Origin of the sequence: Romboutsia timonensis (genome assembly GCF_900106845.1) — a bacterium.
Classification (GTDB): Bacteria; Bacillota; Clostridia; order Peptostreptococcales; family Peptostreptococcaceae; genus Romboutsia; species Romboutsia timonensis.
Genome location: NZ_LT629850.1, coordinates 419,888 through 442,383, shown reverse-complemented (window position 1 = coordinate 442,383; position 22,496 = coordinate 419,888). Strand labels below are relative to the sequence as shown.

23 protein-coding genes are annotated in these 22,496 nt (G+C 25.7%); all 23 read right to left on the bottom strand.

The window, feature by feature from the left end:
• Window positions 1-134 precede the first annotated feature (134 nt).
• The 23 genes from aroQ to BN7997_RS04630 all read right to left on the bottom strand — a co-directional run bounded on the left by aroQ (window position 135) and on the right by BN7997_RS04630 (window position 22,494).
• Window positions 135-563 carry a type II 3-dehydroquinate dehydratase gene (aroQ, locus tag BN7997_RS04740; protein ID WP_071119718.1) on the bottom strand — a complete coding sequence of 143 codons (429 nt, stop codon included), beginning with the start codon at window positions 561-563 and terminating at the stop codon, window positions 135-137.
• Between the two features lie 54 nt (window positions 564-617).
• Window positions 618-1,121 (bottom strand): shikimate kinase, encoded by a 504-nt coding sequence (locus BN7997_RS04735; protein WP_071119717.1) that lies wholly within the window; start codon window positions 1,119-1,121, stop codon window positions 618-620.
• The gene (locus BN7997_RS04730) at window positions 1,118-1,630 is read right to left on the bottom strand and encodes a type II secretion system protein (protein WP_071119716.1); all 513 of its coding nucleotides are present in this window, start codon (window positions 1,628-1,630) and stop codon (window positions 1,118-1,120) included. Before BN7997_RS04730 ends, BN7997_RS04735 begins: the two co-directional genes overlap by 4 nt.
• On the bottom strand, window positions 1,620-2,042 hold the full coding sequence (locus tag BN7997_RS04725; protein WP_071119715.1) for a hypothetical protein: 423 nt from the start codon (window positions 2,040-2,042) through the stop codon (window positions 1,620-1,622). Before BN7997_RS04725 ends, BN7997_RS04730 begins: the two co-directional genes overlap by 11 nt.
• 21 nt (window positions 2,043-2,063) lie before the next feature.
• Window positions 2,064-2,789 (bottom strand): hypothetical protein, encoded by a 726-nt coding sequence (locus BN7997_RS04720; RefSeq protein WP_071119714.1) that lies wholly within the window; start codon window positions 2,787-2,789, stop codon window positions 2,064-2,066.
• A complete protein-coding gene (locus BN7997_RS04715; RefSeq protein WP_071119713.1) occupies window positions 2,773-3,129 on the bottom strand; it encodes a hypothetical protein in 357 nt (118 codons plus the stop codon). The genes BN7997_RS04720 and BN7997_RS04715 overlap by 17 nt, the downstream gene beginning before the upstream one ends.
• A 22-nt stretch (window positions 3,130-3,151) precedes the next feature.
• On the bottom strand, window positions 3,152-4,003 hold the full coding sequence (aroE, locus tag BN7997_RS04710) for a shikimate dehydrogenase (RefSeq protein WP_071119712.1): 852 nt from the start codon (window positions 4,001-4,003) through the stop codon (window positions 3,152-3,154).
• A 54-nt stretch (window positions 4,004-4,057) separates the two neighbouring features.
• On the bottom strand, window positions 4,058-6,526 hold the full coding sequence (locus tag BN7997_RS04705; RefSeq protein WP_071119711.1) for a PAS domain-containing sensor histidine kinase: 2,469 nt from the start codon (window positions 6,524-6,526) through the stop codon (window positions 4,058-4,060).
• Window positions 6,527-6,550: 24 nt separating this feature from the next.
• On the bottom strand, window positions 6,551-8,920 hold the full coding sequence (locus BN7997_RS04700) for a PAS domain-containing sensor histidine kinase (protein ID WP_071119710.1): 2,370 nt from the start codon (window positions 8,918-8,920) through the stop codon (window positions 6,551-6,553).
• Between the two features lie 196 nt (window positions 8,921-9,116).
• Window positions 9,117-9,767 carry an RNA polymerase sporulation sigma factor SigK gene (gene sigK, locus BN7997_RS04695; protein ID WP_071119709.1) on the bottom strand — a complete coding sequence of 217 codons (651 nt, stop codon included), beginning with the start codon at window positions 9,765-9,767 and terminating at the stop codon, window positions 9,117-9,119.
• A 78-nt stretch (window positions 9,768-9,845) separates the two neighbouring features.
• Entirely contained in the window at window positions 9,846-11,525 is a 1,680-nt protein-coding gene (locus tag BN7997_RS04690) for a peptidoglycan D,D-transpeptidase FtsI family protein (protein WP_071119708.1), read from the bottom strand.
• Window positions 11,526-11,587: 62 nt separating this feature from the next.
• Complete coding sequence (gene udk / locus BN7997_RS04685; protein WP_288247245.1) at window positions 11,588-12,220, bottom strand: uridine kinase; 633 nt, start codon at window positions 12,218-12,220, stop codon at window positions 11,588-11,590.
• 29 nt (window positions 12,221-12,249) lie between these two features.
• Entirely contained in the window at window positions 12,250-13,161 is a 912-nt protein-coding gene (locus BN7997_RS04680; RefSeq protein ID WP_071119706.1) for a peptidase U32 family protein, read from the bottom strand.
• Window positions 13,154-13,822, bottom strand: a complete 669-nt coding sequence (locus tag BN7997_RS04675; protein WP_071119705.1) for an O-methyltransferase — start codon at window positions 13,820-13,822, stop codon at window positions 13,154-13,156. Before BN7997_RS04675 ends, BN7997_RS04680 begins: the two co-directional genes overlap by 8 nt.
• Before the next feature lie 101 nt (window positions 13,823-13,923).
• Window positions 13,924-14,970: an endolytic transglycosylase MltG gene (mltG, locus tag BN7997_RS04670; RefSeq protein ID WP_071119704.1), complete on the bottom strand. Its 1,047-nt coding sequence runs from the start codon at window positions 14,968-14,970 to the stop codon at window positions 13,924-13,926.
• 159 nt (window positions 14,971-15,129) lie between these two features.
• On the bottom strand, window positions 15,130-16,455 hold the full coding sequence (locus BN7997_RS04665) for a pyrimidine-nucleoside phosphorylase (RefSeq protein ID WP_071119703.1): 1,326 nt from the start codon (window positions 16,453-16,455) through the stop codon (window positions 15,130-15,132).
• A gap of 23 nt (window positions 16,456-16,478) precedes the next feature.
• Entirely contained in the window at window positions 16,479-17,300 is an 822-nt protein-coding gene (locus tag BN7997_RS04660) for a purine-nucleoside phosphorylase (protein ID WP_071119702.1), read from the bottom strand.
• Window positions 17,301-17,317: 17 nt separating this feature from the next.
• Complete coding sequence (locus tag BN7997_RS04655; RefSeq protein WP_071119701.1) at window positions 17,318-18,490, bottom strand: phosphopentomutase; 1,173 nt, start codon at window positions 18,488-18,490, stop codon at window positions 17,318-17,320.
• Window positions 18,491-18,508: 18 nt separating this feature from the next.
• Window positions 18,509-19,384 carry a tyrosine-type recombinase/integrase gene (locus BN7997_RS04650; RefSeq protein WP_071119700.1) on the bottom strand — a complete coding sequence of 292 codons (876 nt, stop codon included), beginning with the start codon at window positions 19,382-19,384 and terminating at the stop codon, window positions 18,509-18,511.
• A gap of 11 nt (window positions 19,385-19,395) precedes the next feature.
• Window positions 19,396-20,010, bottom strand: a complete 615-nt coding sequence (locus BN7997_RS04645; protein ID WP_242873386.1) for a hypothetical protein — start codon at window positions 20,008-20,010, stop codon at window positions 19,396-19,398.
• Window positions 20,011-20,065: 55 nt separating this feature from the next.
• Window positions 20,066-20,596, bottom strand: a complete 531-nt coding sequence (locus BN7997_RS04640) for an NUDIX hydrolase (protein ID WP_071119698.1) — start codon at window positions 20,594-20,596, stop codon at window positions 20,066-20,068.
• Window positions 20,568-21,665 (bottom strand): DUF3866 family protein, encoded by a 1,098-nt coding sequence (locus BN7997_RS04635; RefSeq protein ID WP_071119697.1) that lies wholly within the window; start codon window positions 21,663-21,665, stop codon window positions 20,568-20,570. The genes BN7997_RS04640 and BN7997_RS04635 overlap by 29 nt, the downstream gene beginning before the upstream one ends.
• 4 nt (window positions 21,666-21,669) lie before the next feature.
• Window positions 21,670-22,494, bottom strand: a complete 825-nt coding sequence (locus BN7997_RS04630; RefSeq protein ID WP_071119696.1) for a glycosyl transferase — start codon at window positions 22,492-22,494, stop codon at window positions 21,670-21,672.
• Window positions 22,495-22,496: the final 2 nt, after the last annotated feature.

Below are 22,496 nucleotides of genomic sequence, written 5' to 3'. Positions count from 1 at the left end.
TAATCAAATCTCTAAATTTAATTTTAGGCAAATATTTCTCTAGATTACTAGTTTGCCCATATCTATCCTTTTATTATCGTATACTCTGTAAATTATATACTCTATTGTAATCTTGTCAAGTAAATTATAATTATTTATATACTATTAACTAATGCATTTATCGCTAATATATATCCATAAAAACCAAAGCCTGATATTTGCCCAATACATGCACCTGCTGTAACACTCTTCTTTCTAAATTCCTCTTGTCTTTGATGAATATTAGAAATATGTACTTCTACACAATTAATATTGATAGATTTAATTGCATCATAAATCGCATAACTATAATGACTAAAAGCTCCTGGATTTATAACTACTCCATCAAATATATCACTTGCTTCATGAAGTTTATCTATTATTTCTCCTTCATGATTACTTTGAAAAAACTCTATTTCAAAATTCTCTCTAAATGTATCTTTTATAAAGCTTATTAAATCATCTAAGGTTGCATTTCCATAGATATGAGGTTCTCTTTTTCCTAACATATTTAAGTTTGGACCATTAATTACTAAGATTTTCACAATTACCTCCAACTATCTGATTACAATTTCATATAATTATAATATCATAAATCATCAAATATAAACAAGTATTTGACTAATTACTTCGTCTATATTTTTACCATTTATATCTATTAATATGTCACTTACATTTCTGTACTTTTCATATCTAGTAGACAATAATTCTTCTATTTTTTTATTTAAATTTTCACATTCTTTTAATAACGGCCTTTTATTTCTTTCATTTTGTAAATGACTTATTATAGTTTCAACACTTGCATCTAGAAATATTACATTTTCTTCATTTTTTAATATATTATAATTTTCTTTAGTAGTAATTATACCTCCACCTGTTGATATTACTACATCTTCTTTTTTTATAAACTTTTTTAATATAATACTTTCTAGTTTTCTAAAATGTTTTTCTCCATCTTGTTCAAATATATCAGGTATAGTTTTATTTGCTAATATTTCTATTTCATAATCAGTATCTATAAAATCAAAATTCAACTTTTTAGCCAATTTTTTACCTACAGATGTTTTTCCTACTCCCATAAATCCTATTAGTATTACTCTCATATGTCTTCTCCCTTAAAATTTATTATATCTATAGTGAACTTAGTTTCATAAATTTGTTTGTTTTTTGATAACTTCAATTTAATATCTATAATTTTATCACTATTTTCCTTTGAAATCAGTACCTTATCTACATAATCTCCAATTTCATACCCACTACTTGCTGTTACATCTTTTATAAATAATTTATTGCTACTTGGAATAAATTTAATTTCTTTATCTTGTAACTTATTACTACTATCTTTATATTTACATTTAATTGATGTCACTGATAAGAAATTATTTATTTCTTCTTTTGAAGTTATACCTATAATACCTTTAGAATTTCCAATTAATTCGTCAATATAGTTTGTAATTTCCATAGCTTGTTGTTGAAGTTCTATTTTATCTTCTATATTTAATTTTATATTAATTGATAAATGTACTATTGAATAAATTATAGATGCTAATATCATTATTACTGATAATGTTATTACACTTTCTATAAGTATATATCCTTTTCTATACTTCATACTTACCTTCTTTTATAAGCACCCTTCCACTTATAGGCACTATTGTTATTTCTTTTTTTATATCTTTATAAATGATTTTTATAGTCGTTCCAGAAGGATATGGTGTCCCGTCTACCTTAAATTTTATCATTGGCCTCGTATACTCTATTTTACATGTCTTAGGTAAATGTACTTGTTTTATATCTTTTTTATTTTCATTTAAAGTAAAACTACTACCTTCATCATTATTATTTAGATATACATAAGCATTTGTATTTCCCATCATATTTATATTCCTTACATATCTTATATCTGAACATAATTGTTTTATAAATGAATTTACTTGATACTTCTCTACATTATCACTAGGAAAACATAAAGTTGTTATTAGTAGTATTATACTTATAGTTATTACAAGTTCTACTAAAGTCACATTCCTTCTCTTTTCATATTTTTATATCTCCTTATAATCATAAACTGTAACTATACTGCTTGGGTCTATATTTTTTATTTTTATATTATTTTCATCTTCAATTTCAACTTTATCAGTCTCGATATTTTTATCATTATTTATAGTCTCATTATTAGAATCTAATATTTTATCAGTCTTATTTTCAGATTCTAAATTATTTTCTTTTTCGTAATTTATAGTTTTGTCATATGTATCCGTGAATTTATTAAGATTATTTATACCTAAAGTTTCAAATTTATTTTCTATTTCATCACTGGTATTAAAAAAATTTAAGTCTGTATTTATTTCTACATTCGCTCTATACTTTTTTGTATAGTTATCTTGTTTAAACGTAGATTCTATTTGAAAAGTAATTAATCCACTCGAATCACAAATTATTTTGCTAGGTATTCTTATGGTTGTATTTTGAATTTGACTATTTGAGATGTTTTTTATATTATTTACAAATATATTTCCCAGAAAATAGTTTTTAAACTCTTCCTCTGTTTCACTATTTTCAAGGGCTATACTTACTTCTTTTAATATATTGCTATGTACAAGTTCTATTGAACTTAATAAAGATTCTTTCATAGCTATATTCTGATAATTTAAATTGTTAATTCTACTATTGCTATAATTTAATCCTATACACATCATAGTTATTGTACTTACTATAGAGAATACTATTAATATAAATATTAATACGGAGCCTTTATTGCTGTAATACATAGCTTTCAAGCCTCCTTATTTGTTCTTTTTTCTTTACTTCTATTACTATTTTATAACACTTATAGTAATATTCATCTTCTTCTACTATTTTTCTAATTTCATAGTCATTGATAGTCTCAGTATCATTATAATTACCACTTATATTTTTATTTCTAACACTTTCTTTTATGTAATCTAAAGTAGACTTTGCAATATTTGTCATCTCTATTTTTGATATATTGTTGTTTAATATAAAATAATTATTATATAACGATACTGAAACCATATAAACTAAAGTGCATATTATAGATAAACTAACTACGCATTCAATATATGTAAATCCATCACTTTTATTTTTCAAATTTCCTCCTAGTTAAAACTTATTAAATACTATTTTCATAAAGTTTCTTTATATGTTCAAAATCTTCATTACAAGGATTAATACCTGTCCATATATAAAAAGCCTCTAGCGCTTGATTTATAAGCATATCTATTCCATATATAATTTCTAAATTATTTTTCTTTGCCCACTTTAGAAAAGAGGTATTTTGTGGCTTATAAACTATATCACAAACTAGTAACTTTTTATCTATTACTATATTTGTATCTATTGGACATAAATCACTTTCCATACCTATAGGCGTAGTATTTATTAAAATATCTATATCCATTAAACAACTACTATCTATCGCATCTTTTGAACAATTAGCCTCTGTATTGAAATTCTTATTTATAGAGTCTATAATTTCATTTGCTCTATCTAAGCTTCTATTTCTAATTTCTATAGACTTCACACCTTGTGATGCCATTTCTATAGCTATACTTCTACAAGCACCACCTGCACCTATTATCATTACTTTCTTATTTTTTATATCATAATCTTTATCTAAAATCGACTTTACAAATCCTCGCCCATCAGTATTGTATCCTTTTAATATACCTCCCTTATTTTTTATAGTATTTACAGCTCCTATTAATTTCGCATTATCATCTATACTATCTAAATATTTAATTATATTAACTTTATGAGGTATTGTAACATTACACCCCTTTATATCTAATCCTTTTATTCCATATACGCAATCTTTTAATTTATCTTCTTTTACATCAAAGCATACGTATATATTATTTTCAGAATATTTTTCAAATAAATAGTTATGTATAGTTGGCGAAAAACTATGTTTTATAGGATGTCCTAAAAGACATATCGTATTAGTATTTGAATTTATATTCATATTAGTCTCCTCTTTCTTTATTTCCACTTATTGGAGTATATATACTATATTATATTAAAAGTTACACATATTTAAATATTTTTGATAAATAAATTCATCATTATCATCCCTTACTCTGCTTTTATAATTCTTTATATCCTTATCTAGATTTAACTCTATAGTAACTTCTATATTTTTATCTGAATCAGTTTTTATATCTATTTTCCCATTATATATGACTATTATATGCTTCGCTAAAGAAACTGCAATATCTAAAATCCTTCTATCTTTATCATTTATATACTTATTATAGTCATATCCTCCAGTATTTTTTATACTTATTATATTCTTACTATGTTTACTTGTAAATAATATCTCTACTAAACTTTTTTTATCCGAATATCTTAATATCATAGTTAATAAAGTTAATATTATTTTTTCTATATCTTTAGGATCTACAAGACCAATCTTTTCTTCTTCATCTGTATCGAAGAAAATTTCTATATCATTTAATTTTACATAGTCATTAAACTCTACAGCTGTATCCTCAACTAAAGTTACTATATTATAGTAATCTTTATTACTTTCATAAACATTTAGTTCTAATTTAGATAGATCCATTATATTATTAATTATCTCCATTAAAATATCTGCATTCTTTTTAATAATTTTAACCGTATTTGACAATTGACTATCTGGGTTTAATTTTATATTTTCTTTATGTAAAATTGACATTAATTGATTAGATGATGATATTACATTTAAAGGTGTTTTCAATTCATGAGACATATTTATAAAGAATTCAGACTTTATTTTATTAGCTATTTTTTGCTTTTCTATTTCTATTTCCATTAGCTCTGCCTTAACTTGCTTAGTTATATCTCTTACTATTCCTACAACATTTAATTTCTTATTTACTTCTATTATTGTTCCTCCACACTCTATATGCATACCTTTTTGCCCTGATTTAACAGTCCTTCTTTGAAATTTTATATTTTCATCATCCTTAGAAGTTGTAATTATCATACTATTACTTATATTATCCATATCTATTTCTTCTACTGTTTTGTAATTTGTCATTTCTAAAAACCTAGAATTCGCATAAGTTATATTATTATTGTCAAAATTTGCTATGTAAATTCCTTCTGGTATTATATTTACTAATGACTCATATTTTTCTTTACTTAACTTTAATTTTTGCAGTAATTTTTTATACTCAGTTATATCTCTAATTGCTATTACATTTTTCTTACTATTACAATCTCTAAAGCTTGCTCTATCTATATTCAAGAAAATTTCTTTGTCATCTTCATACATATATTTAAATTCTCCATTTTTATTTGAATTAAATAGGGCATTATTTATTTCCTTACTTCTAAAATCTATATTTTCACTTTTCTTATTATTATATATAATATTATTTTCATCAGTTAGTAGTATTGAATATGGTATATTATCTACTATCTTTTTATATTTCACATGATTTTCTTTTATTTTCATTTCACTTTTCTTCTTATATGTAATATCCTCTATATAACAAATAAAACCAATCTCATTATCATCTATAATTATTTTACAATATGTACAAGCAAAATATCTACCATCCTTGCCTTCAAATTCTCCTTTAAGCTTATCTGTTTTTTTGTCTAACAATCTAAGATATTTTAAAAATTTATCCTTATTTTTTACGCTATTATCTAAAAACTTTAATAGACTTAACTCACCGTCAAAAGATTTATACTCTCTCCACATATTATAAAAACCTTCATCTTCATTAACTATATTACCTAGATTATCTATTAATATTACACACTTATTACTTTGATCTAAAATAGTATTCAAAAGTTTATTCTTTTTATCTAAGTTTTCTTTTATAGCCATAGATATGTTCTTATTTATTTCTAGTTTTTCATTATCATTGATTATTTCATCTCTAAATAAACTTATTTTTTTAGAAAGTTTTATATTCTTTAATTCTGATTCTTTTATATATATTGTATATATATATCTTAATATCATCATTGATGACATTAGTTCTAATATATATCCCATATTTGCTATATATATATTCTTTTTTACTAATAAGCATATAGCTATATAAGACAAATTCAAAATTAGTATAATCTTTGAGTTTTTACTCAAACTATAATTATATATACTAATTGAAAACATATATACAGTTGCCATTAACATATATAATAAAACTAACCTATTATATTCTATTAACTTATAATTAGTTGATACTAATATTGGCAATAATGATAGAATATAATTCATATTCATAACAAGTTTTAAATTATGATTTTTCAATTTATATAAATTTAACTTTAATATTAATAGCATCATAAGTATTTGACTATTATACTGTAATAAATTTATATCAGATCCTTTTATTATTATTTTAAATTGATATACAACTATAGTTATCAAAGTCATCAATATCATTGTATTTTTCTTATTTCTTTTAGCTGTCCAATTTGCATATAATATGTATGTACTAGTAAGAAAAATTGATATACTAAATAAATTTATATACTTATACATATTAATCTCCTTATTAATTCCTCCTTACGAAGTTAGATTAAGATATATGTCTGAAAACTCAATATCTATCTTTTCGTCTTGAGCAAACTTATCTTGTAATTTAATATTTTTACTTACTATGTTATTAGGTAATGTTATTATAAATTCACTCCCTTTATTTAATTCACTTTCTACATTTATTTTTATATTATTTAGGTTGGCTAATTTCTTTACTACAGACAGTCCCATACCAGTCCCTTCACAACCTCTAGATAAGGTTGTATCTAACTGTTCAAAGTTTTCAAATATTACTTCTGTCTTATCTTTTGGTATACCAATCCCTGTATCTTTTATAGATATACAAACTTGTTCATTATGCATATATAAATTTATATTTATTTTTCCACCTGTATCAGTGAACTTAATTGCATTTGATAATATATTTAAAATTATTTTCTCTACCTTATCTATATCTAAAGATAATATTTTCTTATTCACTTCACTTTTAAAACTTATATCTATACCCTTTTTATCTGTGTACGTTTTAGATATCTTAACTATATTTTCTACTAACTTAACAATATCACATTTTCTTAATTCTAAAGTACATGTCCCATTATCAATCCTACTTACATATTCTACATTGCTTAAAAGCCTTATAAGTCTATAGCAATTTTGTTTAACTAGTCTAGTATGATTATTTATATTTTCAGAGTTATACTTTCCTTTATTTTCAATCAAATTATTGTTAGTTTCAAATATTTTATTAATAGGCTTTTTTATATCATAAGCTACATTAGATAAAAACTCTGTTTTAAATTTATTTTTTTCTTTTATTCTATTTAGTTCTTTTTCTAATTGTGTCGACTTAAATTCACAATCTAACATTCTAAATACTACTATAAGTGATCCTTCTTCTTCTCTTTTTACAATAGCTAATGATATATCAACATTATTTAACTTATCTATTGTAAATCTTCTAAAATTACCGTAGTTTTCTTCTTTTAGATAGGTTTTTATAGATTCATTTAGCTTCTCTAGACCTATAGTTTTTAGCATCCTTATACTTGCTTCATTTCTATAGATATGCTTTTTTGTCGTTGGATTTACTATCACTATTCCTTCCGGTAATGTTTGAAGTAGTAATTTATAAGTTTTTTCACTTTGTTCTATATTCATTATTGTATTTTCTAATTCTGTTATATCTATTACTATACTAATCAATAAATCTTCATCATTTAACTTTATATTAGTTGTTACTAACTCAACTATTCTTCCATTTATCAACTCTATCTTATTTATAACCTTTTCTTCTTTTCTACTTATTACTAATTGTATATTTGATAAAAATTTTTCTCTAAATTTTTTACTTACAATATTTTTTATATCTTCTATAAATATTTCTTTCTTACCGATATTTATATCTAATATTTCTAACCCTTTATCATTTATATATTTTATATTTTTGTTGTCATGTATTATAACCCCTTCATTTAATACATCCATTAAGTTTTTGTACATATTTTCACTTTCTTCTAACTTGTTTTGTATTAATGTGGTTTGAGTTATATCTTTTAGTATACATACTATAACTGGTCTTTCATCTATAATATCTGTTATACATTCTAATCTATATATTTTTCCATCATAAGATTTAATATTGAGATTTCCTCTAGCCTCTGTTGCTATTTTTTTTATTTCATCCATTAAATTTTTATATTTAGGAAACTTAAACTGCAAGTATTTTGATATGTCTATCCTATTTTCTTTATTTTTGTAGTCTTGTATTAACATATTAAATGCTTCATTACTATAAATAAATTTCTTATTGATATCTAGGATAAATATTGGAATGTCAGACTCTTCTATTGATTTGCTTATTTTATTGCTAACTCCTAGTATTTCATCTTTATAATTCTTTTGAAGTTCTTTTTCTGACTTTATTTTCTTTTTTACTTCTTTTATATATGATTTTTTTTGGTTTAAATCATGTCTATTATCTAGTAATTCTTTATTAAATAGCTTTATACAATCTATAATTGAACATTTTAATATTATAATATTCAGTATTATATTTATTAAAATGCTATATTCAACTTTAATATTACATACATATAATAAACCTAAAATTAGTATAAATTTATATAAAAAATTATTAATTTTTAATTTTTCTTTTAGGGTTAATATAATTACAAACTTTAAAATAAGTATCACGCTAATCAAATTTATATTACCTATTATGATATAGCTATTTAAGTATAGATATATAAAAAACTCTCCTATATATATTAAATTTTCTAATATCATCACCTTTCTTTTATTTAATGTATATAGTATTAAAGATATAATAGGTATAGAAAATATAACAATTATATTTATATTTTCTAATATTTCCTTATATTTGTATAAATTCATTATATTAATCACCATCCTTTTTTCATTTAATTAACTTTATCTAAATTTAACTGTATTTTTAACTAATTTTTCTGTATAAACCAAGATGATATTAATACTTTTTGCTATATAATTAATGTTAGCAGATTCATGTAAGTTTTTTTGTCGTTTTTGATTGTCTAATCATGAACTTTTCAACAAAAAAAGCCTTATTTAGTTAAATAAGGCTTTTTTCTGATTTTAGTTCTTTTTGTAACTTTTTCAATGCTCTCTTTTCAATCCTAGATACATATGATCTTGATATTTCTAATTTTTCAGCAATTTCCCTTTGTGTCTTATATCCACACGTAGTTAGACCATACCTTAATAGTATAATCTCTTTCTCTCTCTTAGTGAGTATTTTATCTAATTGTTCATATAGTTTACTAATTTGAACCTTTAATTCTACTTGGTCTAATATATAATCAATATCTGTCCCTAAAACATCAATAAGACTAATTTCATTACCTTCCTTATCCATACCTATAGGATCTTGAAGAGATACTTGAACTTTATTTTTCTTATTAGTTCTAATATTCATAAGAATCTCATTTTCAATACATTTAGATGCATAAGTTGCAAGCCTCGTACCTTTTTCTATATTATAAGTTTCTATAGCTTTAATAAGCCCTATAGTACCTATAGATATTAAATCGTCTTGATCCTCACTAGAGTTATTGTATTTTTTAGCTATATGAGCTACTAGTCTCATGTTTCTCTCTATTAAAACTTCCTTTGCGTGTTCATCTTGTTCTTCCTTAAATTTTGTTAGATATTTTAATTCTTCTTCAGGGGTTAATGGTTTTTCAAATGATTTTAAGATCGTCAAAAGGCCACCCCCTTTTTATTTCATGTCATTTTAAATTATATGAAGGTGACCTGTTTTAATTGCTATATTTATTTTTTTTTATTTAATTTTATTATTTATTTTCATGCATATTTCTTTGAATATTGGTAATGCTTGTTTGTTTCCATTTTCATTACCCTCAACTAATACTGTTATAGCATATTTAGGTTTATTTTCAGGATAAAAGCCAGTTATCCAACTATGATTTACCTTTATATTATTCACAGTACTTTGGGCTGTCCCAGTTTTTACTCCACATCCACCAGGTAAATCATTTAACTCTTTACCTGTGCCTTCTTTAGATACATTTTTCATTAGCTCTTTTACCTTACTAATTGAATATGGAGATATTATATCTTCACTTTTAGTCTTCTTAAATGTTTTAATTATATTTTTATTTGAGTCTAATATACTATCATATAAATACAATGGTTTATATGTTCCATTATTAGCTATAATTTGAGTCATTTGGTTTACTTGTATTGGAGTAAACTCCATGCTGCCTTGACCTATTGCCAAGTTTCTTATAGATATATTATCTGGAATTAAATCAAAGTTCTCTTCTTCTAATCCTATATCCACTTTCTCTTCCATATGTAGTTTTCTAGCTGCCTCTATTATTTTTTCCTTTCCTACCTTCATTGCTATATCTAAAAACGCAGGGTTACATGAGTTTGAAAATGCATCTTTTAATGTCTGTGGTCCATGTCCATCTAATTTATTACAATTTAATATCTCATTATTATTTCCTATAGTTATACTTCCACTACATTCATATGTATAATTTTCATCTATTATATTATTTTCTAATGCTGCATAAAGAACTACTATCTTAAATATAGATCCAATAGGGTAATTAACTTGAATAGCTCTATTCATAGTCTCTCCATCCCTACTATTTATGTATTTAGACAAATCATACTGATCAAATGTAGGTCTAGAACTTATTGCTAATATCTCTCCTGTGTTTACATCAGATATTACTACTGCACTAGGATTATCCTCTTTATCAACTGTATCTTCAACTATACTTTGAATATCTTTATCTATTGTTAACTTAATATGTTTATCATCATCATTTTTATCTACTGTTTTTATAGTACCTTTTAATATCCCTACATTTTTATTACCTTCATTCCCTGCTTGCCCAGCTTTAAATACAGAGACATATTCTTCATGAGAATTATTAAGTAATTCTTCCATGCTTTTCTCTATTCCGTATTGACCTATCTTATCTACACTGCTTATATATCCTATCGTATGAGATAAAAGACCATCTGATGAATATCTTAGCTTTTTATTCTCTACTATTACACCTTTTTCTTCTAGCTGTTTTTCTAAATTGTAATCTATACTTTTAGTTTCTATTTCAACTACAGATTCTAATACCTTGTATTCAATATCTGTTTTTAAGTCTCCACTTTCATCTTTTATTATTTTATTTACTAAGTCTTTAGTTTCGTTATCGTTTAAAATCTGATTTTTGGGTACTACTATTATCTTAGATATTTTTGTATCTGTTAACGGCTTTTTATTTCTATCGTATATTGTTCCTCTTCCACTATTTAGTTCTATTTTCCTAGTATTTTGATTTTCTATTTTTTCTTGATATAAATCTGAGTCTATAAATTGGATATCTATAATTCTATATACTAATACTAGATACCCTATTATAAATATAAAAAATATACTGTATGCTCTTCGAATTATTTGTTTTGGTAAAATAGTTTTTCTTGGCATAAAATCACCCCTTAGATATTTTTATTTTTAACAATATCTAAGGGGTTAATACTTTATTATAATTAATTTAATTGAGTTTTTATTTTAGTTATAACTATATCTATAGCAACTTCGTTTTGTCCACCTTCTGGCATTATTATATCAGCATATTTTTTATATGGTTCTATAAATTGATCATGTGCAGGTTTTACTGTTGATAAATATTGTTCTATAACTGAATCTACAGTTCTTCCTCTCTCTTTTATATCTCTTTGTATTCTTCTAAGTATTCTTATATCATCTTCTGTATCCACATATATTTTTATATCTAACTTATCTCTTAACTCTTCATCTTCAAGTATCATTATTCCTTCAACTATAATTATATCTTTAGGAGATATAGTTACTGTTTCATTTTGCTTTCTAGTGTGTAATTCATAATCATATATTGGCTTTTCTATAGTTTTTCCTTCGCATAATTCTTCTATATGCTTTATAAGTAATTTATTATCAAAAGAAAGTGGATGATCATAATTTGTTTTTAATCTTTCTTCAAAAGTTAAATGAGATTGATCTTTATAATATGCATCTTGCTCTAGCGTGGCTATGTTTTCTTCAGGTATATTATCTATTATAGCTTTACAAACAGTACTTTTACCTGACCCTGTTCCTCCCGTTATACCTATTATAAGCGGTCTTTTGTTATCATTCATAATGTCAGTTCTCCTTAATATATAGCTTTATTTTACTCATCTTTATTAGGATTATCTAAATAAAATCCCGATGTTAAATTCCTATTATTTAATTTATTTAAATCCTCTAACCAAATAGGATTAAATTCCCATGAATTAGGATCTGAATAAAATGCATCAATGGCTTTTCTGTAAGCTTTTACAGCAGTTGCTACATATTCATCATCTTTCATTTTTCCATCAATTCTAAGGCTTGTTATACCACATTTTATAAGTTCTGGTATATATTCTATCATACATAAGTCTTCTGTATTAAATAAGAATGTCCCTCTTTCATCTTCATATACTGGGAAGTATTTTCCTGGTCTCTTTTCTTCAACTAAATTATATTTTTTAGAGTTTATTCTATTATTTTCATCTGCATTCTTACCTTTTAAGAAATTACTTAATAGCTTTCTACCAGAGTGTGATATAAATAAAGCTCCATGTACTAATGCTTCTATATCCATATCAATAGGAGATTTTAATCTTATTTGTCCTATTTCTTCACATGATAATTCTTTAGAAACTATCACTCTTTTTATGCCTTGATTGTACCAGAAACTAGCAGTTTCATAGTTTGTTACATTAGCTTGATCACTTAAATGTATCTCTATATTCTCACATACATCTCTCACAATAGTTAACATACCAGGTTCTATTACGACTATAGCATCTATACCTGTATCTATTAAAGATTTAATATATCTTTTTATTTCATTTATATCATTTTCATGAGGTATTTTATTTAACGATACATATACCTTTTTATCTCTGTTATGAGCATACTCTACACTTTTCTTTAATTCATCTATAGAAAAGTTTTTAAGTTCATCACCTATATAAACTGCATCACAACCATTTTCTATATTTAACTTTAATGAATCTAAATTAAAAGCTTCCGCTAACAGTTCTACTTTATTCATTAATATCACCTCTTTTGTTATTTTTATAACTTAATGCAACTCCATCTCCTATTGGTATTAACGACGTAGATAAATAGTCACAGTTACATATATAATCTAAATAGTTTCTCATTCTCTTTACAATCGTCTTCTTTCTTCTTATAACAAAATCATCATGAGCTACCATACCTTTGTATAATATATTATCAGAGATTAAAAGACCATCTACTCTTAATTTATCTATTATCATGTCATAAAATAACTTATATTGTCCTTTAGCTGCATCCATAAATATCATATCAAAAGGTCCTTCTACTTCTTTTAATATTTCTTCGGCATCTCCCTCTAATATAGTTATATTCTTTTCAAATCCTGCTAATTTTATATTTTCTTTAGCTTTTTCTATCATTTTTTCATTTCTCTCTACTGTTATTATCTCAACATCTTCATCTAATACAGATGCAAAAAGTATAGAAGAGTATCCTATCGCACATCCTACTTCTAATATTCTTTTTGGCTTTTGAATTTTTAATAGCACCTTTAAAAGTTCAGATACTTCTTTATGAACTATAGGTACATTATGCTCATTTGCATATTCTTCTAATTCTCTTAATAACCCATCTTTTTCTTTTAATGTAGTTCTTATATAATCTTCTACTAAATTATTTACTATATTACTCATTAAATCCACTCCTTACAGTAGTAATAACATTAATATAGGATTACATCTTAATATTTTAAGACATAATCCATATTTTAAACCTCAAATAATAACCCTTAATTTTATTTTTCTTTATTTAATCTATCTCTTTCATCTTTATATTCTTTTACATATTTTAAATGATCTTCATAGTTTGTACTATAATTATTTCCACCATCCATCTTAGCTACAAAATATAAATATTCAGTTTTTTCAGGATATAATGTTGCCTCTATTGACTTTATCCCTGGACTTGCTATTGGTGTAGGAGGAAGACCTTTATTTTTATAACTATTATATGGAGAATCTATTTCTAAATCCTTGTATGTTACTATTTTTTTTCTTTCTTTAAATATATACTGTATAGTTGCATCTGATTGAAGAGGCATTCCTATCTTTAGCCTATTATAAAATACACTAGCAATTATAGGCCTATCCTCATCTAGTACTGCTTCCTTTTCAACTATAGATGCTAAATTTACAACTTGTTCTATTGTCATTTTCAATTCTTTTTGTCTATCTCTTAGCTTGTCAGTATATACTTTATTAAACTGACTTAACATTACGCTTAATACTTCCTTTTCAGATGCATTTTCATCAAAATAATATGTTGATGGATATAAAAATCCTTCTAATGAAGTTATATCTTCTTCCTTTAGAAATTTAAATTGATTATAAAATTCCTTAGGATTTGATATTAGTTTTTCATAAGATTCTTCATTACCTAACTTTTGTCCTACAAGAATTGAAACAATTTCTTTAGAAGTAGATCCCTCTGGAATAGTTATTTTTATTCCATCATTGTATATTTTACCAGATGATATATCTTCAATTATTTCTTTATTTGAATAGGTTTGATTAAATAAATATTTACCTGCTTTAAAATGCTGTGCTTTATTGCTTAGTTTTACAGATATTTTAAACATTGTTTTATTTTTTATTAATTTATTTTTATATAAAATATCTGATATAGTACTTGTTGTTGCCCCTTGTGGTATTTCAACTACTATACCTTTTTTGTTATTTTTATCATATGGACCTATTTGTGTAAATATAAATACCGATATCAATATTACTGATATAATAGAAATAGCACCTATTATACCTAACTTTTTTTTATTTATATTCATAAAGTTATCTACTCCTTATATATATTTATATCCTTTATATTATAAATCTAAGCATAAAAAAATTCAATAAATTTGTCGACAAGTTATAAATTTTGTACTCTTAAAAGTTTAAAAGCCTAACGTTATTTTTTACACGTTAGGCTTTTATTAATCATATTATTAGAATTTTTTAACTTCGTTTTTAGTTACAACTCCGTAGATTAACTTTTTAGGTTCTACTTTTTCTTCTACTATTGAGTAAGCATTTATAAATCTTTCTTTTGCTTGCTCAAATTTTTCCTCTTTATTTAAGTACATATACGCTAATATATCACCTTCATTTACGTAATCTCCAACTTTTTTCTCTAACACTATACCAGCAGATAAATCAAGTAAATCTTCTTTAGTTTCTCTACCTGCACCTAAAATCATAGCAGCTATACCAACCTCTTCAGCTTCTATTTTGCTTATATATCCTGATTTATTTGCTTTTATAGGCACTATTTTTGATGCTTGAGGCAATAGTGTATAATCATCAACTACATTCTTATTTCCACCTTGATTTTCTATAAATACCTTTAATTTTTCAAGAGCTTTACCTGAATTTATAGCATCTCTTATCATACTTAAACCTTCATCAAAATCTTTTGCAACCTTTGCTAAAACTAGCATATAAGAGCCTAATGTTTCACATAAAAGAACAAAATCCTTAGGACCATTTCCTTTTAATGTTTCTATTGCTTCTATAACTTCTAGAGAGTTTCCTACAGCAAATCCTAATGGTTCATCCATATCTGTAATCATACCTATAGTTTCTCTATTCATTCCGCATCCTATATCAACCATAGCTTTTGCTAATTCAAATGAATCATCTAAAGTTTTCATAAATGCTCCATCACCAGTTTTTACATCAAGTAATATAGCATTTGCTCCCGAAGCTAACTTTTTACACATTATACTAGCTGCTATAAGAGATATGTTATCAACGGTAGCAGTAACATCTCTTAATGCATACATCTTTTTATCTGCAACAGCTATTGATGCTGTTTGGCCACATACTGCTATTTTATGTTCATTTACAGAGTCTACAAACTTTTTAGAATCCATTTCTATTGAGAACCCTGGTATAGCTTCTAATTTATCTAAAGTTCCTCCAGTATGCCCTAGACCTCTTCCTGACATTTTCGCAACTGGTGCTCCACAAGCTGCTACTAATGGTGCTAATGCTATTGTAGTTTTATCACCAACTCCACCTGTACTGTGCTTATCAACTTTTATTCCGCCAATATCTGATAAATCTATGACGTCTCCAGAGTTCATCATTGCTTCAGTAAGATATACAGTTTCTTCTTTATCCATCTTATTTATATATATTGCCATTAAAAGTGCTGCTGCCTGATAATCAGGTATTTCACCTTTTGAATACTTTTCTACAAAAAAGTCAATTTCAGCCTTGCTTAGCTTTTGTTTGTCTCTTTTTTTGCTGATTATATCATAAATTCTCATAATAATTCTCCTTAATTATTATACTATATATGGTTTACAACTGATTTAACTAAGCTTAAAAATTCAGCTTTTACTTTTTGTGTTGTTTCTATTACTTCTTCATGGTCAAGTGGCTGATCAAGTATACCAGCTGCCATATTAGTTATACAAGATATACCTATAACTTCTATTCCAGAGTGAGAAGCTACTATAACTTCTGGAGCTGTAGACATACCAACTGCATCTGCACCTAATATTCTCGCCATTTTTACTTCAGCTGGAGTTTCATAAGTTGGTCCGCTAAAGAACGCATAAACCCCTTCTTGTAACTCTATATTCAGCTTATTAGCACATTCTTTAACTACATCTATATACTTAGGAGTATATGCACTAGACATATCTGGGAATCTAGGTCCAAGTCTTTGATCATTTTTACCTATTAAAGGATTATTTCCACTTAAGTTTATATGATCCTTTATAAGCATTAAATCCCCCGGCTTAAAGTTTGTATTTGCTCCACCTGCAGCATTAGTTACAACTATAGTATTTACACCTAAAGCTTTCATAACTCTTACAGGGAAAGTTATTTCTTGTTGAGTATACCCTTCATAATAGTGGAATCTTCCTTGCATAGCCACTACCATTTTACCTTCTAATTCACCTAATACAAGGCAACCTTCATGTCCTTCAACTGTTGAAACTGGAAAATTAGGTATTTCATTATACTTTATTTTAACATGATTTTGTATTTCATCAGCTAATACTCCAAGTCCTGATCCTAATATTAAACCAATTGAAGGTTTTACTTCAGATTTACTTTCTATAAAGTTTGCACTTTCTTGTATTTTATCATATATGTTTTCCATTTTTTTGTCCTCCAAAATTACTTCATTACTTCATCTTTAAAACTTGTACCATTTTTAGTTTTAGAAACATTTAATATATCGGCAACAGTTGCTCCTATATCTGCAAAACTTTTTCTCGTTCCTAGATTTATTCCTTCTTTTATATCTTTACCATACACTAGTAAAGGTATATATTCTCTAGTATGATCTGTTCCTTTATATGCTGGATCATTACCATGGTCTGCATTTATTATAAGTATATCTTTTTCATTCATAGATTCTATTATCTCAGGTATTCTAGCATCAAACTCTTCTAAAGCCTCTTTATATCCCTTTATATTTCTTCTATGACCATATTTTGAATCAAAATCAACAAGGTTAGTAAATATTAATCCTTTATTATCTTTTTTAATATAGTTTATAGTTTGATCTACACCATCCATATTATCTTTAGTGTGTATAGCTTCAGTTATCCCTTGTCCATTAAATATGTCTTCTATTTTACCAACAGCTATTACATCCAGACCATTTTCCTTTATATTATCAAGAACTGTTTTATCAAAAGGATTTAATGAATAATCTCTTCTATTTGAAGTTCTTTCAAATTGTCCTTTGCATGGTCCTACATATGGTCTTGCTATAACTCTAGCTACAGCATATTCTCCCATCATTATTTCTCTAGCTATTTTACACATATCATATAATTCTTCTAAAGGAATTATATCTTCATGAGCTGCTATTTGGAACACACTATCTGCTGAAGTATAAACTATTACATCACCAGTTTTCATTTGATGTTCTCCAAATTCATCTAATATTGCAGTTCCTGATGCTGGCTTATTAGCTACTACTTTTCTTCCTGTTCTTCTTTCAAACTCATCTATTATTTCTTTTGGGAATCCATTTTCAAAAGTTTTAAATGGTGTATCTACTAATAATCCTGTCATCTCCCAATGTCCAGTAGTAGTGTCTTTTCCTTGAGATACTTCATTACATCTACCAAAAGAACCTATTGGAGAATCTACATTTTTTATGTAATCAATTCCATCTATGTTTCCTAATCCAAGTTTTACCATATTAGGTATTTTTATATCGTTAAATTCTTTAACTATATGACCTAATGTGTTTACACCTTCATCACCAAATGCCTTAGCATCAGGTAATGCACCTACTCCAACACTATCAATTACTATCCATATAATTCTGTTCATATTTTCCTCCTTAGCTGTTTATTTTCTAGGATGTTTTTCTTTTATTTCTCTTCTCATATTTTTATTTATATGATTTAAATATGCCTGTAAACTAGACAAATTTGCATTTCCTAATATTTTGCTAACTACAGCTATATTTGCTCCTTCATTTAGCAAATGAATAGCAAATGAGTGTCTAAGCATACTAGGATTAATATTTTTATTTATATTAGCAATACTTGCATATTTCTTTATAAGCTTCCAAAGTCCCTGTCGTGTAAACCTTTGCCCTAATGAATTTACAAATAGAGCATTTTCTGTATCTTCAGTTATTTTAGGTCTTGCTTCTTTTATATATTTTTCTAAGTAAACCTTAGTTGTATCTGAAAGAGGTATAACTCTTTTATTTTTAGCAATATTACAATATATATAATCTAATTCTAAATCTACATCTTCAATATCCATATCAACTAGTTCTGAAACCTTTATTCCTGTTCCATATAATACCTCGAATATAGCTTTATCTCTTATCAACTTAGGTGTATTTAACTTAGGAAAATTTAATAATGCTTCTATTTCTTTTTCTGTTAATATATCTACTTCATGCTTTTCAACTTTAGGCTTTTTTATAGTCTTTGCTGGATTATTATCTGTTATGTGATTTAAAAATAAATAATCATGAAAAGATTTAATAGATGATATCATTCTAGATACTGTGGCTACTGATACACTATCCTTTTCTAGATTTATTATATACCCTATTATATCATTTTCTACTACATCACTTACTTCTAAATTTATGGATTTTAAATAATCCATATACTTTTTTATATCTGTATAATAAGATAATACCGTATTGTTTGATAATTTCTTTTTATCTTTTATATAGTTTATATATTTCTTCACAACTTCCATAGTAAACTCCTTTATCTGACTAGGAACTTAATAATACTAATAATTAAAGTGTTTAATAAAACTTGTAAACCAATAGTTATAGCTAGTACAATTATTGAGTTTAATATATATCTTGAAAATAAAAAAATCATCTTGCTTCTATTTCTACTTTTCTTAAACTCAAGTACCATTTCTTTTATATAATTAATTGAAATCAAAATAAGTATAATGGTACCTAATATAATAATTAAATTTTTAAATGTCGTTATAAGAATAAACTTTATACTTTTTAATTTCATAGCTAATATAACACTATTTATAGTATAGCCCATAGATATCCCTTTTACTATAAATAATATCAACGTTATTGGAAATGTTACTACAAATAAAGTTGATAAAGAAATATACATCATAAAGGATATATCAGACTTTAAATTAGCTAGCACTATATTTTTTATCGATATTTTTGAGCTATAATACTCTACAATAGGATTAATGCTATTTACTATGTTACCTTGATAATCTGGCCACATTTTATTTAAATATGTACCAATTACTACTGCTGTTAAAAATATAAGTCCAATAACTATTAATTGTTTATTTATTTCTCTAAAATAACTTTTCTTATATGTTCCTCTCAAATTCATAACCTCCTCTTACATCTTACAAAATAGTATGTATAAAAAGAGGAGGTTATTCCTTTTATATTAATTCTTTAGCTAATAAAATTCCTATTGCAGTTTTTGCGTCTTCTATTTCATTATTTATTACCATATTTCGAGCTTCATTTATATCAATTTCATATTTTTCTATAATTTCATCTTCATCAAATTCAGGTTCGCCCTTATTAAGACCTGTAGCTAAAAATATATATATTTTTTGATTTGAAAATCCTGCTGATGTGAAAAACTTGTGTATTAATTTAATATTTTTAGCACTATATCCTGTTTCTTCTTTTAATTCTCTTATAGCACAATCCTTTGGATTTTCTCCTATTTCAAGTTTTCCTGCAGGTATTTCCCATATAACTTGTTCTATTGGCTTTCTAAATTGCTTTATAAGCACCACTTTATCATCATCCGTTAATGCAACTATTGCTACAGCCCCTTGATGTTCTACTATTTCTCTTTTTTGATACCCTTTATTTTCTATTTCTACAGTATCAACTTTCAAACTTATTACTTTTCCAGTATATATCCTATCACTACTTATGGTTTTCTCTTCTACTATCATCACAAACCTCCGCTAGATAATAAGCTGCCGTACTTGCAGCCTCAAAAAATTCCTTATCTTGATCAAAGTTTCTACCCATACTTCTTACCTTCAGCTCAAAGTACTCTAGGTCTGCTTTAGAATTTTCATTATTGATATATACTATATTATGTTTTAACTCTAATTTATTATTCCTTAACTGTTCTTTTATGTAACATAACTGTTCTTCGTTATAAGTACATATAGGTAGATTTACACTCACATTTACTATCTCTTTAAGTACAGTTATACTATGGTGAGATATTCCTTTATGTCTCTCCCTTTGATCTGCAAAACTTATTCTTGGTATAGATATAGGCATACCACCAAGCTTTTGAACCGCATCAAGTATCGGCCCTTGCTCTATGCCTGTAAATCCATATTTAGTTCCTGTACCAGCAATTCCAGGTCCCATACTTACAAATACAACATCTGCCTTTAAAACCTCTTTTGCTGTTATCAAAGCTGTGTATATATTTATACATTCATAATCTCCACCGAATGCACTACCTATTGTTATAGTATTATCTATCAATCCTTTTTTCTTTAGTGTATCAACATTTTTACTTAAGTATATAGGAAGAGCAGCCCCATCTGTCATTATGTATACTAATTTTTTCTTTGGGTTTAACCTTTTATATGATGCTACAAAAGGAGTTAACATACTATGTAAACTTCCAACCACAACTGGCATATTATCTAAGCTCGAAAATTCTTCTATATTTTTATGATAAGCACTTTCTTGCTCCTCTACTGAGTCTACCTTTACTTGAAGTGGAGTATATCTTAACTTCATTATATGTCCACCCTTAGTAAAGTTTGACTCTAAGTTATTTAAATTAGCTATAACAAAATGATATCCACCTGTTCCTAAACTTAGCTCTACAGCAGTTGTATTTAGAAGCACTTCATCTCCTATATTTATATGTCCTGTAATCTTAGGATAGTTATAGGCCCTTTGTAGCTCTCCATTTATTTTTACTCTTATATCATCTAATTCTCCATTTTGATCTACTATAGATTCAACTATTCCTATTTTTTTACTTATCATAAGATTACCTTCCTAACTTATCTATGAAATTTAAAAACTTATTATTCTCTATTATTTTAGTTAATGAATACTTTTCTGTAAGTATATGTATAAATATTAAGAATGCTAACCATATTAATCTAACCTTTAACGAGTATCCCATTACAAATAATATTCCAATCGATATTCCTAATACATTAGAACCAGTATCACCCATCATTGCTTTTGCTTTTAAGTCTTGGTTAAAATACGCAATCACATTTGGAAATATTAATAGTAAAAGATTTCTTGTATATTCACCTAATGTAAATAATAATACTATTGATATTACTAAGTATCCTTTTATAGCTCTACCTGGTCTTAAATCCAATAGATTCATTAAGTTTGTAGATAAAGCTATTATTAATGTATTTATAACTATGTCATAAATATTCTTAGATATAGCTATTGATATTACAATACCTATGAAGCCTCCAAATAAAGCCTTGAATCCACCTGTTGTTAGCTTTCCATTTAATAAACTTTTAAAGTGCCCTTTTAGTCCACTTACATCTCTATTTCCTATAATATCATCTAATATCCCTGCAAAAAACATAGATACTAATCCAAATAAAAATATAAATATATGTAACATATCTTTAAAATTAGTTGTAAAATAAGCTAATATTATAGCGTTTATAATAAGCATAGGAAGAAACACTATTCCCATACTAACAGGTATCATATCTTTTTTATAATTAGGCCTTAGTACATTACTCTCAATTAGTAAACTTCTAAATAGAGGTATTATAGCATAAGTACCAAGTAATCCAGTTAAAATTAAAATGGCATAAAGTATATAATTATTCATAT

Excerpts from the sequence above, each read along its gene's own strand:
- BN7997_RS04735 (WP_071119717.1), bottom strand. The coding sequence starts at position 1,121 with ATGAGAGTAATACTAATAGGATTTATGGGAGTAGGAAAAACATCTGTA.
- BN7997_RS04730 (WP_071119716.1), bottom strand. The coding sequence starts at position 1,630 with ATGAAGTATAGAAAAGGATATATACTTATAGAAAGTGTAATAACATTA.
- BN7997_RS04720 (WP_071119714.1), bottom strand. The coding sequence starts at position 2,789 with ATGTATTACAGCAATAAAGGCTCCGTATTAATATTTATATTAATAGTA.
- aroE (WP_071119712.1), bottom strand. The coding sequence starts at position 4,003 with ATGAATATAAATTCAAATACTAATACGATATGTCTTTTAGGACATCCT.
- BN7997_RS04705 (WP_071119711.1), bottom strand. The coding sequence starts at position 6,526 with ATGTATAAGTATATAAATTTATTTAGTATATCAATTTTTCTTACTAGT.
- BN7997_RS04700 (WP_071119710.1), bottom strand. The coding sequence starts at position 8,920 with ATGAATTTATACAAATATAAGGAAATATTAGAAAATATAAATATAATT.
- BN7997_RS04690 (WP_071119708.1), bottom strand. The coding sequence starts at position 11,525 with ATGCCAAGAAAAACTATTTTACCAAAACAAATAATTCGAAGAGCATAC.
- BN7997_RS04680 (WP_071119706.1), bottom strand. The coding sequence starts at position 13,161 with ATGAATAAAGTAGAACTGTTAGCGGAAGCTTTTAATTTAGATTCATTA.
- BN7997_RS04675 (WP_071119705.1), bottom strand. The coding sequence starts at position 13,822 with ATGAGTAATATAGTAAATAATTTAGTAGAAGATTATATAAGAACTACA.
- mltG (WP_071119704.1), bottom strand. The coding sequence starts at position 14,970 with ATGAATATAAATAAAAAAAAGTTAGGTATAATAGGTGCTATTTCTATT.
- BN7997_RS04665 (WP_071119703.1), bottom strand. The coding sequence starts at position 16,455 with ATGAGAATTTATGATATAATCAGCAAAAAAAGAGACAAACAAAAGCTA.
- BN7997_RS04660 (WP_071119702.1), bottom strand. The coding sequence starts at position 17,300 with ATGGAAAACATATATGATAAAATACAAGAAAGTGCAAACTTTATAGAA.
- BN7997_RS04655 (WP_071119701.1), bottom strand. The coding sequence starts at position 18,490 with ATGAACAGAATTATATGGATAGTAATTGATAGTGTTGGAGTAGGTGCA.
- BN7997_RS04650 (WP_071119700.1), bottom strand. The coding sequence starts at position 19,384 with ATGGAAGTTGTGAAGAAATATATAAACTATATAAAAGATAAAAAGAAA.
- BN7997_RS04645 (WP_242873386.1), bottom strand. The coding sequence starts at position 20,010 with ATGAATTTGAGAGGAACATATAAGAAAAGTTATTTTAGAGAAATAAAT.
- BN7997_RS04640 (WP_071119698.1), bottom strand. The coding sequence starts at position 20,596 with ATGATAGTAGAAGAGAAAACCATAAGTAGTGATAGGATATATACTGGA.
- BN7997_RS04635 (WP_071119697.1), bottom strand. The coding sequence starts at position 21,665 with ATGATAAGTAAAAAAATAGGAATAGTTGAATCTATAGTAGATCAAAAT.
- BN7997_RS04630 (WP_071119696.1), bottom strand. The coding sequence starts at position 22,494 with ATGAATAATTATATACTTTATGCCATTTTAATTTTAACTGGATTACTT.